Origin of the sequence: Aquamicrobium soli (assembly GCF_042646345.1) — a bacterium.
GTDB lineage: Bacteria > Pseudomonadota > Alphaproteobacteria > Rhizobiales > Rhizobiaceae > Mesorhizobium > Mesorhizobium soli_A.
Window position 1 is genome coordinate 99,456 of record NZ_JBHRTK010000003.1, and the last position, 16,971, is coordinate 116,426.

The following is a 16,971-nucleotide window of genomic DNA, read 5'->3' on the forward strand; positions in this document are numbered from 1 at the left end:
TGAGGAGAACGCACGATGAAGGTTGCGGTTCTTGGCGGCGGGCCTGCCGGCCTCTATTTCGCCATCTCCATGAAGCTGCGCGACGCGGCGCACCAGGTCACCGTCTACGAACGCAACCGCGCCGACGACACCTTCGGCTGGGGCGTGGTGCTGTCGGCCGAGACGCTGGCCAACCTCGCCGCCAACGATCACGTCAGCGCCACCTGGATCAAGAAATACTTCGCCTATTGGGACGACATCGCCGTCATCCATGACGGCGTGCGCACCGTTTCCACCGGCCACGGCTTTTGCGGCATCGGCCGCAAGCGGCTGCTCCTGCTGTTGCAGCGGCGCGCCCGCGAACTCGGCATCGAGCTTGCCTTCGAAAGCGAGATTTCCGACCCCCGCCCCTACATGGAATCGCACGACCTCGTCGTCGCCGCCGACGGGCTGAACTCGCGCTCGCGCGCCACCTTTCCTGACGTCTTCAAGCCCGACATCGATACGCGCAAATGCAAGTTCGTGTGGCTCGGCACCCACCAGAAGTTCGACGACGCCTTCACCTTCATCTTCGAGAAGACCGAGCATGGCTGGGTCTGGGCGCACGCCTACCAGTTCGACGACGACACCGCGACCTTCATCGTCGAATGCAGCGAGGAGACCTGGGCGAAATACGGCTTCGGCGACCTGTCGCAGCAGGAATCGATCGCGGTCTGCGAGCGCATTTTCGCAAAGCATCTCGGCGGCCATCACCTGATGACCAACGCCAACCACATCCGCGGTTCGGCCTGGATCAATTTTCCGCGGGTGCTGTGCGAGCGCTGGTCCTACAAGAACCTGGCGCTGATGGGCGACGCGGCGGCCAGCGCGCATTTTTCCATCGGCTCGGGCACCAAGCTGGCGCTGGAAAGCGCGGTGGCGCTGGCCGACTACGTCAAGTCCGAGCCCGATCTCGACGCCGCTTTCCGCAAATACGAGGACGCCCGCCGCACCGAGGTGCTGAAGCTGCAATCGGCGGCGCGCAATTCGCTCGAATGGTTCGAGGAGGTCGAGCGCTATCTCGGCCTCGACCCGGTGCAGTTCAACTATTCGCTGCTGACACGCTCGCAGCGCATCAGCCATGAGAACCTGCGCCTGCGCGACCCCGACTGGCTGGCCGGCGCCGAAAGCTGGTTCCAGCGGCAGGCCGGCGCTGCCCCCGACGCACTCCACCGCGCGCCCATGTTCGCGCCGTTCCGGCTGCGCGACATGCGGCTTCAGAACCGCATCGTCGTTTCGCCGATGGCGCAATACAAGGCCGTCGACGGCTGCCCGACCGACTGGCATTTCACCCATTATGCCGAGCGCGCCAAGGGCGGCGCGGGACTGGTCTATATCGAGATGACCTGCGTCAGCCCGGAGGGCCGCATCACCCCCGGCTGCCCCGGCTTCTACGCGCCCGAGCACGAGATAGCCTGGAAGCGGCTGGTGGATTTCGTCCACAACGAGACCGAGGCGAAGATCTGCGCGCAAATCGGCCACTCCGGCGCCAAGGGCTCGACCAGGCTCGGCTGGGAGGGCGGCGACGAGCCGCTGGAAACGGGCAACTGGCCGGTGATGGCGGCTTCGGCGGTGGCGTGGTCGCCGCAGAACCAGACTCCGAAGGCGATGGACCGCGCCGACATGGAGCGGGTGCGCGACCAGTTCGTCGCTTCCACGGAGATGGCGGCGCACTGCGGCTTCGACATGCTGGAAATCCACGCCGCGCACGGCTACCTTTTGTCCTCCTTCATCACCCCGCTCACCAACCGCCGCACCGACGCCTATGGCGGCTCGCTCGAAAACCGCATGCGCTACCCGCTGGAGATCTTCCATGCCGTGCGCGCGGCATGGCCGGCCGAAAAGCCGATTTCGGTGCGCATTTCCGCCAATGACTGGATGGGCATCGAGGGCGTGACGCCGGCGGACGCCGTGGCCATCGCGCGCATGCTGCAGGAGGCCGGCGTCGACCTTTGCGACGTATCGGCGGGCCAGACCTCGATCCATGCCAGGCCGGTCTACGGCCGCATGTTCCAGACGCCGTTTTCCGACCGCATCCGCAACGAGGTCGGCATGGCGACGATGGCGGTCGGCAATATCTACGAGCCGGACCACGCCAATTCGATCCTGATGGCCGGCCGCGCCGACCTCGTCGCGCTCGCAAGGCCGCACCTCGGCGATCCCTACTGGACCCTGCATGCCGCCGTCGCCCTCAACGACCGCGGCGTCAAATGGCCCGATCCCTACCTGCGCGGCCGCGACCAGATCTACCGCCTTGCCGAGCGCAACCAGAGCGCGGGGATCAGGGTATGAGCGGGCCGCTCGCGATCGAAGGCAGGCACGCACTGGTCACCGGCGGCGGCTCCGGCGTCGGCCGGGCGGTCGCGCTGGCGCTGGCCGAGGCCGGCATCGCCGTGACCATCTGCGGCCGGCGCAAGGCCGCCCTCGACGCGGTGGCGAGCGAGAACGCCCGCATAAGCGCGATTGCCGCCGACGTCACCGACGAGGCGGCGATGGTCGCCCTTTACCAGCAGGCCGAAGCGGCGCGCGGCCCCATCGACATCGTCATCGCCAATGCCGGCATGGCCGGCAGCGCGCCCGCCGCCCGCACCACGCTCGCCGACTGGCAGAAGACGCTTGCCGTCAACCTCACCGGCGCTTTTCTTACGGTGAAGCCGGCGCTGGCCGGCATGGCGGCGCGCAAGGCCGGCCGCATCGTCTTCGTCGCCTCGGTCGCCGGACTGAAGGGCTACGCCTATGTCGCGCCCTATGTCGCCGCCAAGCATGGCGTGGTCGGCCTGATGCGGGCGCTGGCCGCCGAGAATGCGAAAACCGGCGTCACCGTCAACGCCGTCTGCCCAGGTTTCGTAGAGACCGACATGCTGGAGGAATCGGTTTCCCGAATCGTCGAGAAAACCGGCCGCTCGGCAGAGGAAACCCGCGCGGCGCTGGTTGCGAGCAATCCGCAAGCCCGCTTCATCCAGCCGCCGGAAGTGGCGGCCGCCGTGCTGTGGCTGTGTTCGCAAAGCGCCGGCTCGATCACCGGCCAGGCGATCTCGGTTTCGGGAGGCGAGACATGGTAGCAGCCCCCCTGCCCGCACCGGGCGCCAAGGGCGACGGCAAGGACCGCCTGCGGCTGTGGGTGCGGCTGTTGCGCTGCTCGCGCAGCGTCGAGGCCGAACTGCGCGAGCGGCTGAAGCGCGAGTTCGACACCACGCTGCCGCGCTTCGACGTGATGGCGGCGCTCTACCGCGCGCCGGACGGCATGCTGATGAGCGACCTGTCGCGCTTCCTGCTGGTTTCCAATGGCAACGTCACCGGCATCGTCGACCGGCTGGTTTCGGAAGGGCTGGTGACGCGTGCACGCCGCAACGGCGATCGCCGCACCTCGGTGGTGCGGCTGACCGAAACCGGGACGCAGACCTTTGCCCGCATCGCGGCGGCCCATGAACGCTGGATCAACGAACTGCTCGGCCATGTCGGCGAAGACGACGCGCACCGCCTTTCCGGCATGCTGAAGGCCTTCCGCAGCAACTGGGAGGGACACGAATGACCCCGCATAAGATGGCCGCCCTTAAGCCGAAGCATTTCCTCTGGCAGGTCGAGGACCGCGTCGCCACGATCCGGCTCGACCGGCCGGAACGAAAGAACCCGCTGACCTTCGACAGCTATGCCGAACTGCGCGACACTTTTCGCGCCCTCGTCTATGCCGACGACGTCGATGCGGTCGTGTTCCTGCCCAATGGCGGCAATTTCTGCTCCGGCGGCGATGTCCACGACATCATCGGCCCGCTGGTCGGCATGGACATGAAGGAACTGCTCGCCTTCACCCGCATGACCGGCGACTTCGTCAAGGCAATGCTCAACTGTGGCAAGCCGATCGTCTGCGCCGTGGACGGCGTCGCGGTCGGCGCCGGCGCCATCATCGCCATGGCTTCCGATATCCGCATCGCCACGCCCGAAGCCAAGACCGCCTTCCTGTTCACCCGCGTCGGTCTCGCCGGCTGCGACATGGGCGCCTGCGCCATCCTGCCCCGCCTGATCGGCCAGGGCCGCGCCGCCGAACTGCTCTACACCGGCCGCACCATGAGCGCCGAGGAAGGCGAGCGCTGGGGCTTCTACAACCGGCTGGTGGCGGCGGATGCTCTGGAAACGGACGCGCTCGACATCGCCCGCCGCATCGTCTCCGGGCCGACCTTCGCCCACTCCATCACCAAGACGCAGCTCAACCAGGAATGGTCGATGGGACCCGACCAGGCCATCGAGGCCGAAGCGCAGGCACAGGCGATCTGCATGCAGACCCGCGATTTCGAACGCGCCTACCGCGCCTTCGTCGACAAGAAAAAGCCGGTGTTTGAGGGGAACTGATGCCCGACCGCTCTTTCCTCTCCTGGCCGTTCTTCGAGGATCGCCACCGAACCTTTGCCGAAAACCTCGAGGCGTGGTGCGAAAAGAACCTGCCGGTCGGGCATAGCGATGTCGACGCGGCCTGCCGCGAACTGGTCGCAAAACTCGGCCGCGACGGCTGGCTGAAGCCGACCGCGCCGGACCGGGCAAACCCCTCGCCGCTCGACGTGCGCACGCTGTGCATCGCCCGCGAGACGCTGGCGCGCCACGACGGGCTGGCCGATTTCGCCTTCGCCATGCAGGGGCTGGGCACCGGGGCACTCAGCCTGTTCGGCACGCCCGAGCAGAAGCAGTGGCTGGACAAAACCCGCGCCGGCAAGGCGATCGCCGCCTTCGCGCTGTCGGAGCCGCGCTCCGGCTCGGATGTCGCCAACACCGATATGACGGCGCGGCGCGACAGCGACGGCTTCGTGCTTACCGGTGAAAAGACCTGGATTTCCAACGGCGGCATCGCCGATTTCTACGTCACCTTCGCCCGCACTGGCGAGGCGCCGGGTGCGAAAGGCCTGTCGGCATTCCTGGTGCCCGCCGAAACCGCCGGGCTTGGCGTTGCCGAACGCATCGAGGTGATCGCGCCGCACCCGCTGGCGCGGCTTTCCTTCAACGGCGTGCGCGTGCCGGCCTCCGCGCTGATCGGCGAGGCGGGCGCGGGTTTCCGCATCGCCATGTCGGTGCTCGACGTGTTCCGTTCGACGGTGGGCGCTGCCGCGCTCGGCTTTGCCCGTCGCGCGCTGGACGAAAGCGTCGCCCGCGCTGCGACGCGCGAACTGTTCGGCGCGCCGATGGCCGAGTTGCAGATGGTGCAGGGCCACATCGCCGACATGGCGCTCGATGTGGATGCCGCAGCCCTGCTCGTCTACCGCGCCGCCTGGACCAAGGACACCGGGGCCGCGCGCGTCACCCGCGAGGCGGCGATGGCCAAGCTTTACGCCACCGATCGCGCGCAGGCAGTGATCGACAAGGCCGTGCAGTTGCATGGCGGCGACGGCGTACGCAAGGGCCACGTGGTGGAAGGCCTCTACCGCGAAATCCGCGCGCTGCGCATCTACGAGGGCGCATCCGACGTGCAGAAGGTGGTGATCGCCAGGCAGGTGCTTGGCGCGCAATGAAGCGACCCGGCATTGAATCATCAGGGGGACTCCATGTTTGACATCCTGCAACCCGAAGGCTGGGCGAAGCCGGTCGGCTATTCCAACGGCATCGCCGCGCGCGGCCGGCAGATTTATGTCGGCGGCCAGGTCGGCTGGAACGGGCAGTGCCAGTTCGAAACCGACGACTTCGCCGGCCAGGTGCGCCAGACGCTGCAAAACATCGTCGCGGTGCTGGCCGAGGCCGGCGCGGGACCTCAGCACATCACCTCCATGACCTGGTATTTCACCGACAAGGCCGAATATCTGGCCAATCTCAAGGGCATCGGCCAGGCCTATCGCGAGGTGATCGGCCGGCATTTTCCTGCCATGGCCGCCATGCAGGTGGTGGCGCTGGTCGAAGACCGCGCCAAGATCGAGATTCAGGCCATCGCGGTAGTCCCGGACTGAGGCCGCCCGCTTCGCCGCCCTGCCGCCGCGCGGGCGTTTAGCGCGGCTGATGTTCTCGCGGCCGGCAAAGCACCGCCCTCTTTACTAGACGGCTCCGGATAGTGTCCTCCGGTCGCGTCCGAGCGTAGCGCCTTTCTCCAGCGTCATCCCGGAAACAACGGAGGCTGACGGGGCATTCATGTCGCCACGCCCAAGTTCGGCCCGCCCCGCACGTCCCCGCCAGCGGCGCATACCATCCCGCCTTCCCGCAACAGCGGCTTGGCAGTGCCGTCAATTTGTGATCAGATGATCACGCCGTTTCTGCTCGCGGAGAACCTTCCTCCGGTTTCCTACACCCGGAACGGCCAAGGAAGCGAGGCACGTCGTGAGTCTTGGGTTTGAGCCGGTTTCGGGCCGCACCACCGTCCAGGACGGGGTCTACCAGCAACTCCGCCATGCGCTGATGATCGGCAGCTTCGACCCTGGCCAGACGCTGACCATCGCCTCGCTCGCCGAAGCCTTCGGTACCTCCAACATGCCGGTGCGCGAGGCGCTGCGCCGCCTTGCCGCCGAAAACGCGCTGGAAATCTCGCAGAATGGCTCGGCCTGCGTGCCCCCGGTCACCCGCGCGCGGCTCGACGACCTGTGCCAGGCGCGCGTCGCCGTCGAGGGACTAGCCGCCGAACTCGGCGCGCCGCGGCTTACCCGCGCCGACATCGCCAGCCTGGAGCAGATCACCTCGGAACAGCGGGCGATCGGCCGCAACGACAGCATTTACGACCTGATCTCCAAGAACCAGCAGTTCCACTTCACCATCTACCGCGCCTCCGGCTCGGACGTGCTGTTCCAGTTGATCGAGACCTTGTGGCTGCGCTTCGGCCCCTACATGCGCCTGCTTTCCAACCACGTCGAGCCGTCCATGCGTGCCGGTACCATGGAACCTTCCGGCCGCCACCTCGCCATCACCACGGCGCTCCGGGACGGCGATTTCCTGCGCGCCCGCGACGAGGTGATCACCGACATCCGCACCACCCAGGAAACGCTGCGCCCGCTCTGCCCGCAGGTCGAGGAAATCCGCGCCGTCGCCTTTTCGAGTTTCGGCAAGGGGTGACACCTTGGCAATCGCAGGACCGACCGCAAACCCCAGTTGATCTACCCCAAATTTTGTGATCACATGATCACATCGGTTCGGAAACATCCCATGTCTGGCTATTTTCTCTATCACTCGATCGGCACGTTTCCGGGCAAGGCCGAGGCGATGGCGACGGCCCTTTCGGACTTTGCCGCCTTGTGGTCGGCCGAGGATGACGGCCAGTGGCCGGCCGCCATGGCCGCGCGCCAGCGCTTCATCGACAGTTGGGAGCGCCTGATCGAGGCTCCGCACGGTACCTTGACCACTGCCGAGAACGTGACGGCGGCCCTTTACAGCCTGATCGGCGGCTTGCCGGCCGACCGTCTCGCCGGCAAGCGGCTGCTGGTGGCGGGGGACTGCTTCCCCAGCCTGCACTTCCTGCTGGCAGGCCTCGCCGAGCGCTTCGGCTTCACGCTCGACACCGTGCCGCTGCGCCCCGGCGAAAGCTGGGTGCGCGACGACGATTTCCTCGCCCGCTGGCAGGAAGATGTCGGGCTGGCGCTGCTCACCTTCGTCACCTCCACCGCCTCGCATCGCTGCGACGTGGCCCGCCTTGCCGCGCACGGCAGGAAGATGGGCTCGCTGGTGGGCGTCGACGTCACGCAGGGCATCGGCGCGGTTCCCTTCTCGGTCGCGGCGACGCCGGTCGACTTCGTCGTCTCCACCTCGCTCAAATGGCTGTGCGGCGCCTCGGGCGCCGGCATCCTCCAGGTTGCGCCCGACCTACTCGGCGCCTGCCGGCCGGAACTGCGCGGCTGGTTCAGCCAGGAAAACCCGTTCTCGTGGGACCTCGACCGCTTCGCCTACGCCTCGGACGCCCGCCGCTTCGACCATGGCACGCCGGCGATCCTCGCCAGCATCGCCTCGCAGCCCGGCCTCGACTGGGTGGCGCGGACCGGCATTGAAACCATCGCCGCGCAAAACCGCGCCATGGTCGACAAAATCATCGGCCGCGCGCTCGACAATGGCTGGGCGGTGCGCTCGCCGCTCGATGCGCGCGAGCGTGGCGGCAGCGTCATGCTGGGCCTGCAGCAGCAGGCGAACCCGGCCGCCGTCGTGGCCTGCCTGCGCGCCAAAAAGCTCTATTGCGACGCGCGCGGCCCGACGCTGCGGCTGTCGCCCGGCCCGGTCACCGACGCCGCCGCCGTCGACGCACTGCTGTTCGCCTTGCAGGAACTGATCGGCTGGCGACAACAGCGCGCTTCATGAACAGGCATCGTCTCGCCTGCGGACCTTGGGAGTGAAAGGCCGGAAGAGGCAGCAACGAACGGCACGAGCCGCTGAACCACAGGGAGAGAACATGCTGAAACGTCTGGGACTGATTGGCGTCATGATCGCCGCCGGCGTCGCCTTCGCCGCCCCCGCCTTTGCCGACAAGATCGTGGTAGGGGCCTATCCGGCCAATCCGCCATGGGAATACAAGACCGATTCCGGAAGCTTCGAGGGCTTCGAGATCGACGTCGCCACCGATGTCGCCAAGCGCCTCGGCGATGAGGTCGAGTTCCAGGACCTCGGCTTCCAGGCGCTGTTCGCCGCGACCGCGTCGGGCCGCATCGACTTCGCCGTCTCGTCGATCTCGATCACCAACGAGCGGCTGCAGAACCAGGCCTTCACGCAGGCCTATTACGACAGCGACGGCACCATCGTCGGCAAGACCGATTCCCCGATCAAGTCGCTCGACGACCTCAAGGGCAAGACCATCGGTGTCATCGCCGGCTCGACCGGCGACGCCTACATGAAGGAAAACGCGGAAAAGCTCGGGGTCGCCGAGGTCAAGAGCTACAACGCCCAGCAGGACCTGCTGCTCGACGTGCAGAACGGCCGCATCGACGGCGGCGCCGGTGAGTTGGCCGGCTTCCAGTTCGCCATCAAGCAGATGCCGGCGCTGAAAATCCTGGTGCGCATCCCGACCGGCGAGCGCTTCGCCATGATGACCAAGAAGGGCCATCCGCTGCTGGAGAAGGTCAACGACGCCATCACCGAGATGAAGAAGGACGGCACCTTGGCCGCCATCCACAAGAAGTGGTTCGGCGTCGATCCGGAAGCCGGCACCTCGACGGTGACGCCGGGCGAAATCCCGCAGGCGCAGTAACCACCGCAAGGCGCCGGGCGCACGACCGCACCGGCGCCTTCTTCTCCTTCAAGCCCAAGACCGGCTCCAGCGAGGCCCGAGTCCATGGAACTGATCGATACCTTCTTCAACGGGCCGATCCTCGTGCGCTCGTTTCCGATCCTGATGCGCGGGCTCGGCAACACCGTGGTGCTCGGCATCGCGGCCATCGTCTTCGGCGCGATCGCCGGCCTCGCCATCTGCCTGATGCGCCTTTACGCGCCAAAACCGTTCCGGCGGCTGGCTACCGCCTATATCGACATCTTCCGCGCGCTGCCGATCCTGGTGGTGCTGATCCTGATCTACTACGCCCTGCCCTTCGTCGGCATCCGCCTGTCGTCCTTCGCCTCGGCCGCGCTGGCGCTGTCGCTGGTGTTCGCGGCCTTCACCGCAGAGGTCTGCCGCGCCGGCATCGAGAACATCCCCAAGGGCCAGTTCGAGGCGGCGGCGACGCTCGGCCTGCCGTTCTGGCTGGCCATGCGCAAGGTGATCCTGCCGCAGGCGATCCGCGTCGTCATCCCGCCGCTGACCAGCAACTGCGTGTCCGTGTTCAAGGACACTGCGCTCGCCTCGGTAGTGGCGATGCCCGATCTCCTGAAGCAGGCGACCGACGCGCAGGCGCTGATGGCCAACCCAACGCCGCTGATCGGCGCCGCCATCATCTACCTCGCCATCCTGTGGCCGCTGGTGCGCCTCGTCGGCTACCTCGAAAACCGTGGTAAGGACCAGTTCGCGCAGTGAAGCGCCAAGACAAGGAAAGGACACGACCGTGAACCAGCATCAAACCCCGGAAGCGCCGCAAGGGGCTGCCGACGCCTTCCCGGTCGACAAGATCCGCTCTCTGTTCCCGGCGCTGCGGCAGGCGGGCGACTTCGTTTTCATGGACAACGCCGCCGGCGCGCAGATTCCGCAAAGCGTGCTCGATGCCGTCACCAACCATCTGGTTTCGCACAACATGCAGCGCGGCGCCCGCTACCCTCGCGGCATCGCCCTCGACAAGTCGATCGCCGACGCCCGTGAAAGCGTGGCGCTGCTGATCAACGCCTATTACCCGGCCGAGGTATGTTTCGGCATGAACGCCACCTCGTTCATCCGCCTCGTCAGCCTCGGCATCGGCCAGATGCTGTCCGAGCGCAGCGAGATCATCGTCACCGACATGGACCACGATGCCAACATCGCCACCTGGCTGGCGCTGGAGCCGCTCGGCGCCACCTTCAAATGGTGGCGCATGCGCGAGGACGGCAACCTCCACGTCGAGGACCTCAAGCCGCTCGTTTCCGAGAAAACGCGCCTGGTCGCCTGCACGGTGACGGCGCATGCCATCGGCTCCATTGTCGATGTCGCCGAGGTTTCGAAGATCGCCCATGCCGCCGGCGCGGAAGTGTTCCTCGATTGCGTGCATTACGGCCCGCACGGCCTGATCGACGTGCAGGCCTGGGATTGCGACTATCTCGTCTGCTCGGGCTACAAGAATTTCTCGCCGCATATGGGCTTCCTGTGGGGCCGCTTCGAAACGCTGAAGCGCCTGCCCACCTTCAAGGAAGACTTCATTCCCGACGAGCCGCCGCACAAGATCGAGGTCGGCACCTTCAACTACGAGAACGTCGCCGGCATGGATGCGGCGGTGCAGTACCTCGAGCTCGTCGGGCGCAACCTCGCGCCCGCCAACAACCGGTCGCGGCGCGAGAATATCGCCGCCGGCATGGCCGCGATCCGCGCGCACGAACTGCACCTGGCGCGCGCCATGCTGAAGGAACTGAAGAGCGCCGGCGCCGTGGTCTACGGCGTTGCCGACGAAGCGCGCATCGGCGAGCGCGTGCCGACCTTCTGCTTCAACCTGCCGGGCGTCGCACCGAAGACCGTGGTCGAGGAGATGGCCGAGCGCGGCATCGGCATCCGCGACGGCCACATGTATGCCCCACGCCTGATGAAGCGGCTGGACCTTTCCATGGACAGCGGCGCCGTGCGCGCCTCGCTGGTGCACTACAACACGCTGGAGGAAGTGCGCCGCTTCGGCGAAGCCCTGCGCGCCATCGCTGTCGGCGCCAGATGACGGCAGCGCATCGGGCATGAAAAAAGGGCGCGGTGCCGGCACCGCGCCCTTTTTCAACGCCGTTCGACGGGTCTTACTCGATATCGAAGGAGACGCCCTGTGCGAGGGGGAGTTCCCTGGAGTAGTTGATGGTGTTGGTGGCGCGGCGCATATAGGCCTTCCAGGCATCCGAGCCGCTCTCGCGGCCGCCGCCGGTCTCCTTCTCGCCGCCGAACGCCCCGCCGATCTCGGCGCCCGAGGTGCCGATGTTGACGTTGGCGATGCCGCAGTCGGAGCCGTCGGCCGACAGGAAGCGCTCCGATTCCTGCAGGTCACGCGTGAAGATCGAGGACGAAAGCCCCGCCCCCACCGCATTATGGTCGTCGAGCACGGCGTCGAAGTCGGAATATTTCATCACATAGAGGATCGGCGCGAAGGTTTCCTCGGTCACCGGGCCGTCCTGCTTCGGCATTTCCACCAGCGCCGGATGCACGTAGTAGGCGTCGTTGTGGCCGTTCTCGAACCGCTCGCCCCCCGTCACCTTGCCGCCATGCGCCCTGGCGTCGGAAAGCGCCTTCTGCATGTTGTCGAAGGCGGCCTTGTCGATCAGCGGCCCGACCAGCGCCGAGCTTTCCAGCGGGTTGCCCACCGACACGCTCTGGTAGGCCTTCTTCAGACGCGGCACGAGCTGGTCGTAGACGCTGTCATGCACGAACAGGCGGCGCAGCGTCGTGCAGCGCTGGCCGGCCGTGCCCATGGCGCCGAAGGCGATCGCCCGCAGCGCCATGTCGAGATCGGCGCTCGGGCAGACGATGCCGGCATTGTTGCCCCCGAGCTCCAGCACCGCGCGCGCAAAGCGCCTGGCGAGCCGCGGCCCGACCTCGCGGCCCATGCGCGTGGAGCCGGTGGCCGACACCAGCGCTACCTTCGGATGATCGACCAGTACCTCGCCGACGGCGCGGTCGCCGACCAGCACGGTGAGCAGGTTTGCCGGCGCATCCTTGCCGAAGCGCGCGACGGCGCGGGCAAAGATGGCCTCGCAGGCGAGCGCCGTCAGCGGCGTCTTTTCCGAGGGCTTCCACACGACACTGTCGCCGCACACCAGCGCAAGTGCCGCATTCCACGACCATACAGCCACGGGGAAGTTGAAGGCCGAGATGACGCCGACGACGCCGAGCGGATGCCAGGTTTCCATCATGCGGTGGCCGGGGCGCTCGGTGGCGATGGTGAGCCCGTAGAGCTGGCGCGACAGGCCGACGGCGAAGTCGCAGATGTCGATCATCTCCTGCACTTCACCCAGGCCCTCGGAAGGAATCTTGCCGACCTCGATCGACACCAGCCGGCCGAGTTCGGCCTTGTGGGCCCTGAGTTCCTCGCCGAGCAGCCGCATCAGTTCGCCGCGCTTCGGGCCCGGCACCAACCGCCAGGCCTTGAAAGCCTCGTGGGCGGCATCGATCGCCTTGCCGGCATCGGCCGGCGAAATCGTCTTCAGCGCCGCGATCTGTTCGCCCGTCACCGGGCTGTGGACCGCCAGATCGCCGCCCGAAAGCGCCGCAGCGTCAACGCCAAGCTTCGAAAGAAGATCGGCGGTTTCCTTCACAATCGACATGATGTTTCCTTTCCCAACGCTCGCCCGTCGCGCGCTGTGCAGCGCAAGGCCATTTAGCTGTGGCATTACCTTTTTCCAAAGAAGTTCGCCACCCCGGCCACGCCGCAGCCAGCAGGCCTGTCGGTTGGGCCATCGGTGGCAATCCGCTGCCTCGCGGGCTTCATACCCCACCCCTAGCCCCTCCCCACAAGGGGGCGGGGAACTTGGCGGGAACCTCTGCTACCCCCCCCTCCCCCTTGTGGGGAGGGGTCAGGGGTGGGGGTCTGCCGCCTCCCGCCTCAGAAAAACGCCTGGATGCCCGTCTGCGCACGGCCGAGAATCAGCGCATGCACGTCATGCGCGCCCTCATAGGTGTTGACCGTCTCCAGGTTCTGCGAATGGCGCATGACGTGGTAGCCGATCTGGATGCCGTTGCCGCCATGCATGTCACGCGCCTGGCGGGCGATATCGAGCGCCTTGCCGCAATTGTTGCGCTTGATGATGGAGATCATCTCGGGCGCCATCTTGCCTTGGTCCATTAGCCGCCCGACGCGCAAGCTGCCTTGCAACCCGAGCGCGATCTCGGTCTGCATGTCGGCGAGCTTCTTCTGGTAAAGCTGCGTGCCGGCCAGCGGCTTGCCGAACTGCTTGCGGTCAAGCCCGTATTGGCGCGCCCGATGCCAGCAATCCTCTGCCGCCCCCAGCACGCCCCAGGAGATGCCGTAGCGGGCGCGGTTGAGGCAGCCGAACGGGCCGCCGAGGCCGCGCGCATTGGGCAGCAAGGCGTCCTCGCCGACCTCGACATTCTCCAGCACGATCTCCCCGGTGATGGAGGCCCTGAGCGACAGCTTGCCGTCGATCTTCGGCGCCGAAAGCCCCTTCATGCCCTTTTCCAGCACGAAGCCGCGGATGGCGTCCTTGCCGTCCTCGCCCTTGAGCTTCGCCCACACCACGAACACGTCGGCGATCGGGGCATTGGAAATCCACATCTTGGAGCCGTTGAGGCGATAGCCGCCCGCCGTCTTCTCGGCCCGCGTCTTCATGCCGCCGGGATCGGAACCGGCATCCGGCTCGGTCAGGCCGAAGCAGCCGATCCATTCGCCGGAAGCGAGCTTCGGCAGGTATTTTTTCCGCTGCTCTTCCGAGCCGTAGGCATGGATCGGATACATCACCAGCGACGACTGCACGCTCATCATCGAGCGATAGCCGGAATCCACGCGCTCCACCTCGCGCGCGATCAGCCCGTAGGTGACGTAGTTGGAGCCGAGGCCGCCATATTCCTCCGGCACCGTCACGCCGAGCAGGCCCGCATCGCCCATCTCGCGGAAGATCGACGGATCGGTCTTTTCCTCCATATAGGCCTGCTCGATGCGCGGCGCGAGCTTGTCAGCGGCAAAGGCCGCCGCCGCGTCGCGGATCATGCGCTCGTCTTCGGAAAGCTGATCCTCGAACAGGAAAGGGTCGTCCCAGACGAAGGCTTGTCTGTCGCCGGCCATGCTATGGGTCTCCACATTCATCCAACCCGGCGACTTATCCATCGCCGGGCCAGGAAAATCAAACGAAAGCGAGTAGACCAAGCCGCATTTCAGGCGGCGCTCACTTGCGTTTCAGAGCATCCGCCAAAGCGGCCCCGAACGCGCCCTGCGAGGCAGCCTGCGGAGCCTGCCGCATCGGCGGCATGCGGCCCTTGCCGCCGGCATCGCGCGCGGCAGGCCTTGCCGGCGCACCGCCGCCATGCTTGCGCATGGAAAGCCCGATGCGCTTGCGCTTGATGTCGACCTCAACCACGCGCACCTTGACCACGTCGCCGGCCTTCACCACCTCGTGCGCGTCCTTCACGAAACGGTCGGCAAGCTGCGAGACATGCACCAGCCCGTCTTGGTGCACGCCGATGTCGACGAAGGCGCCGAAGGCGGCGACATTGGTGACGGTTCCTTCCAGCAGCATGCCGGGCTTCAGGTCCTTGATGTCGTCCACGCCGTCGGCAAACGTCGCCGTCTTGAAGCCGGGGCGCGGGTCGCGGCCGGGCTTCTCCAGTTCCGCGATGATGTCGCGCACCGTCGGCAGGCCGAAGCGCTCGTCCACGAACACGCGCGGGTCGAGCGCCTTGAGCGCCGCGGCGTCGCCCATCAGCGCATGCACGTCGCGGCCGCAGGCGGCGACGATCTTCTTGGCCACGCCATAGGCTTCCGGGTGGACGGACGAAGCATCGAGCGGCTCCGCGCCGTCGCGGATGCGCAGGAAGCCGGCGCATTGCTCGAAGGCGCGCGGGCCAAGGCGCGACACTTTCAGCAATTCGCTGCGGCTGGCGAAGGGGCCGATCGCATCGCGATGCGCCACGATCGCCTCGGCCAGCGACGCGCCAAGGCCGGACACGCGCGCCAGCAGCGGCGCGGACGCCGTGTTGAGGTCGACGCCGACGGCGTTCACCGCATCCTCGACCACCGCCTCCAGCGAGCGGCCAAGCCGGTACTGGTCGACATCGTGCTGGTACTGGCCGACGCCGATGGATTTCGGCTCGATCTTGACCAGTTCCGCCAGCGGGTCCTGCAAGCGCCGGGCGATGGAAACCGCCCCGCGCAGCGACACGTCGAGATCGGGAAATTCCGCCGCGGCGGTGGCCGAGGCGGAATAGACGGAAGCGCCCGCCTCGCTGACCACGACCTTGAGCGGCTTTTTCGCCCCGTCCTCGAACGGCATGTCGGCCAGGAGTTCGGCCACCAGCTTCTCGGTCTCGCGGCTGGCGGTGCCGTTGCCGATGGAGATCAGTTCCACCTTATGCGCGCGGATCAGTCTCGCCAGTTCCGCCTGCGCGCCGCGCAGATCGTTCTTGGGCTGGAACGGATAGACGGTGGTCGTCGCCACCAGCTTGCCGGTGCCGTCCACCACCGCGACCTTGACCCCGGTGCGAATGCCGGGGTCGAGCCCCATCGTCGGGCGCGAACCCGCGGGCGCGGCCAGCAGCAGGTCCTTCAGGTTGCGCGCGAACACCTGGATCGCCTCGTCCTCGGCGCGCTCGCGCAATTCCCGCATCAGGTCGAGCGAAAGGTGCAGCGACAGCTTCACCCGCCATGTCCAGCCGGCCACTTCCATCAGCCAGCGGTCGCCCGGCAACTGCCGGCCGATGGCGTAGGCGTCGGCGATCATGCGCTCCACCGGCTTGACCGGCGAGGCGTCGTCGGCATCGACCTCGATGTCGAGCGACAGCACGTCCTCGTTGCGGCCGCGCAGCATGGCGAGCGCCCTGTGCCCGGCCACCGTTGCCCAGCGCTCGGCATGGTCGAAATAGTCGGAGAATTTCGCCCCCGCCTCCTGCTTGCCGTCGACGACGCGCGAGCGCAGGAAGGCGCGGTCCTTCATATAGGCGCGCAGCCTGCCGACCAGATCGGCATTTTCGGCGAACTGTTCGGAGAGAATGTCGCGCGCGCCCTCCAGCGCCGCCTTCGCGTCAGGCACGTCATCGGTGAGGTAGGCGGCCGCCAATTCCGCCGGCACCGCCGCGCGGTCGGCGAGAATGGCCTCCGCCAACGGTCCCAGCCCGCGCTCGCGCGCGATCTCGGCCTTGGTCCGCCGCTTCGGCTTGTAGGGAAGGTAGATGTCCTCGAGTTCCGCCTTGGTCGCCGCCGCCGCGATCCTGGTTTCGAGCTCTTCCGTGAGCTTTCCCTGCTCGCGGATCGAGCCGAGGATGGTGTCGCGCCGCGCATCCAGTTCGCGCAGATAGGCGAGCCGCTCGTCGAGCAGGCGAAGCTGCGTGTCGTCCAGCCCGCCCGTGACCTCCTTGCGATAGCGCGCCACGAACGGCACCGTCGCGCCCTCGTCCAGAAGGCCGATCGCGGCGGAAACCTGCTCCGCGCGGGCGTTGATCTCGGTGGCGATCAGGGCGGCGATGCGGGCGGTCGCGGGGCTCGTTGCAGTGCTCATGAAAACTCGCTGTTGTCAGGGGCCGCGACCATAAACGCCGCTTCGCCAGGGTCCAACCCCATGGATGCAGCCACCCCCGGAGTCCACAGGAAACCCGGCGGATGTCCGCCCCGCAAAGCGTCGAAGTCGAGGATGCTCGCGTTCGGAGTCATATCGTTAACATTTCGTTAAATGTTGTTTGATGTCGGATTCGAGTGCGGGTAAATTAAGCCGAATCAGCCGGTCCGTGGGGGGCACGGCTGCCACCAGCAAGCCCGGCGACACGCT

Annotated in this window: 14 protein-coding genes; 11 read left to right on the top strand and 3 right to left on the bottom strand. The window is 66.9% G+C overall.

Going from position 1 to position 16,971, the window contains the following annotated elements; all coding sequences use genetic code 11:
• Positions 1–15: 15 nt before the first annotated feature.
• From ACFOHJ_RS03510 to ACFOHJ_RS03560, 11 genes are all read left to right on the top strand, one after another.
• The gene (locus tag ACFOHJ_RS03510; RefSeq protein ID WP_378218575.1) at positions 16–2,310 is read left to right on the top strand and encodes a bifunctional salicylyl-CoA 5-hydroxylase/oxidoreductase; all 2,295 of its coding nucleotides are present in this window, start codon (positions 16–18) and stop codon (positions 2,308–2,310) included.
• Entirely contained in the window at positions 2,307–3,080 is a 774-nt protein-coding gene (locus tag ACFOHJ_RS03515; protein ID WP_378218577.1) for an SDR family NAD(P)-dependent oxidoreductase, read from the top strand. The genes ACFOHJ_RS03510 and ACFOHJ_RS03515 overlap by 4 nt, the downstream gene beginning before the upstream one ends.
• Positions 3,074–3,550: a MarR family winged helix-turn-helix transcriptional regulator gene (locus tag ACFOHJ_RS03520; protein WP_378218579.1), complete on the top strand. Its 477-nt coding sequence runs from the start codon at positions 3,074–3,076 to the stop codon at positions 3,548–3,550. The genes ACFOHJ_RS03515 and ACFOHJ_RS03520 overlap by 7 nt, the downstream gene beginning before the upstream one ends.
• An 11-nt stretch (positions 3,551–3,561) precedes the next feature.
• Positions 3,562–4,365: an enoyl-CoA hydratase family protein gene (locus ACFOHJ_RS03525; protein ID WP_378218711.1), complete on the top strand. Its 804-nt coding sequence runs from the start codon at positions 3,562–3,564 to the stop codon at positions 4,363–4,365.
• The gene (locus tag ACFOHJ_RS03530; protein ID WP_378218581.1) at positions 4,365–5,513 is read left to right on the top strand and encodes an acyl-CoA dehydrogenase family protein; all 1,149 of its coding nucleotides are present in this window, start codon (positions 4,365–4,367) and stop codon (positions 5,511–5,513) included. Before ACFOHJ_RS03525 ends, ACFOHJ_RS03530 begins: the two co-directional genes overlap by 1 nt.
• 33 nt (positions 5,514–5,546) lie before the next feature.
• Positions 5,547–5,942, top strand: a complete 396-nt coding sequence (locus tag ACFOHJ_RS03535) for a RidA family protein (RefSeq protein WP_378218583.1) — start codon at positions 5,547–5,549, stop codon at positions 5,940–5,942.
• Positions 5,943–6,306: 364 nt separating this feature from the next.
• On the top strand, positions 6,307–7,032 hold the full coding sequence (locus ACFOHJ_RS03540) for a GntR family transcriptional regulator (RefSeq protein ID WP_378218585.1): 726 nt from the start codon (positions 6,307–6,309) through the stop codon (positions 7,030–7,032).
• A 90-nt stretch (positions 7,033–7,122) separates the two neighbouring features.
• Positions 7,123–8,262: an aminotransferase class V-fold PLP-dependent enzyme gene (locus ACFOHJ_RS03545; protein WP_378218587.1), complete on the top strand. Its 1,140-nt coding sequence runs from the start codon at positions 7,123–7,125 to the stop codon at positions 8,260–8,262.
• Positions 8,263–8,353: 91 nt separating this feature from the next.
• Positions 8,354–9,145 (top strand): ABC transporter substrate-binding protein, encoded by a 792-nt coding sequence (locus ACFOHJ_RS03550; RefSeq protein WP_378218588.1) that lies wholly within the window; start codon positions 8,354–8,356, stop codon positions 9,143–9,145.
• 84 nt (positions 9,146–9,229) lie between these two features.
• Positions 9,230–9,904: an amino acid ABC transporter permease gene (locus tag ACFOHJ_RS03555; RefSeq protein WP_378218590.1), complete on the top strand. Its 675-nt coding sequence runs from the start codon at positions 9,230–9,232 to the stop codon at positions 9,902–9,904.
• A 28-nt stretch (positions 9,905–9,932) separates the two neighbouring features.
• Positions 9,933–11,216 (top strand): cysteine desulfurase-like protein, encoded by a 1,284-nt coding sequence (locus ACFOHJ_RS03560; RefSeq protein ID WP_378218592.1) that lies wholly within the window; start codon positions 9,933–9,935, stop codon positions 11,214–11,216.
• A gap of 73 nt (positions 11,217–11,289) precedes the next feature.
• Here ACFOHJ_RS03560 and amaB read toward each other — a convergent pair whose 3' ends face one another.
• The 3 genes from amaB to ACFOHJ_RS03575 all read right to left on the bottom strand — a co-directional run bounded on the left by amaB (position 11,290) and on the right by ACFOHJ_RS03575 (position 16,704).
• On the bottom strand, positions 11,290–12,804 hold the full coding sequence (amaB, locus tag ACFOHJ_RS03565) for an L-piperidine-6-carboxylate dehydrogenase (protein WP_378218594.1): 1,515 nt from the start codon (positions 12,802–12,804) through the stop codon (positions 11,290–11,292).
• A 278-nt stretch (positions 12,805–13,082) separates the two neighbouring features.
• Positions 13,083–14,279: an acyl-CoA dehydrogenase gene (locus ACFOHJ_RS03570; protein ID WP_378218597.1), complete on the bottom strand. Its 1,197-nt coding sequence runs from the start codon at positions 14,277–14,279 to the stop codon at positions 13,083–13,085.
• Between the two features lie 100 nt (positions 14,280–14,379).
• Complete coding sequence (locus tag ACFOHJ_RS03575; RefSeq protein WP_378218599.1) at positions 14,380–16,704, bottom strand: Tex family protein; 2,325 nt, start codon at positions 16,702–16,704, stop codon at positions 14,380–14,382.
• Between the last annotated feature and the right edge of the window lie 267 nt (positions 16,705–16,971).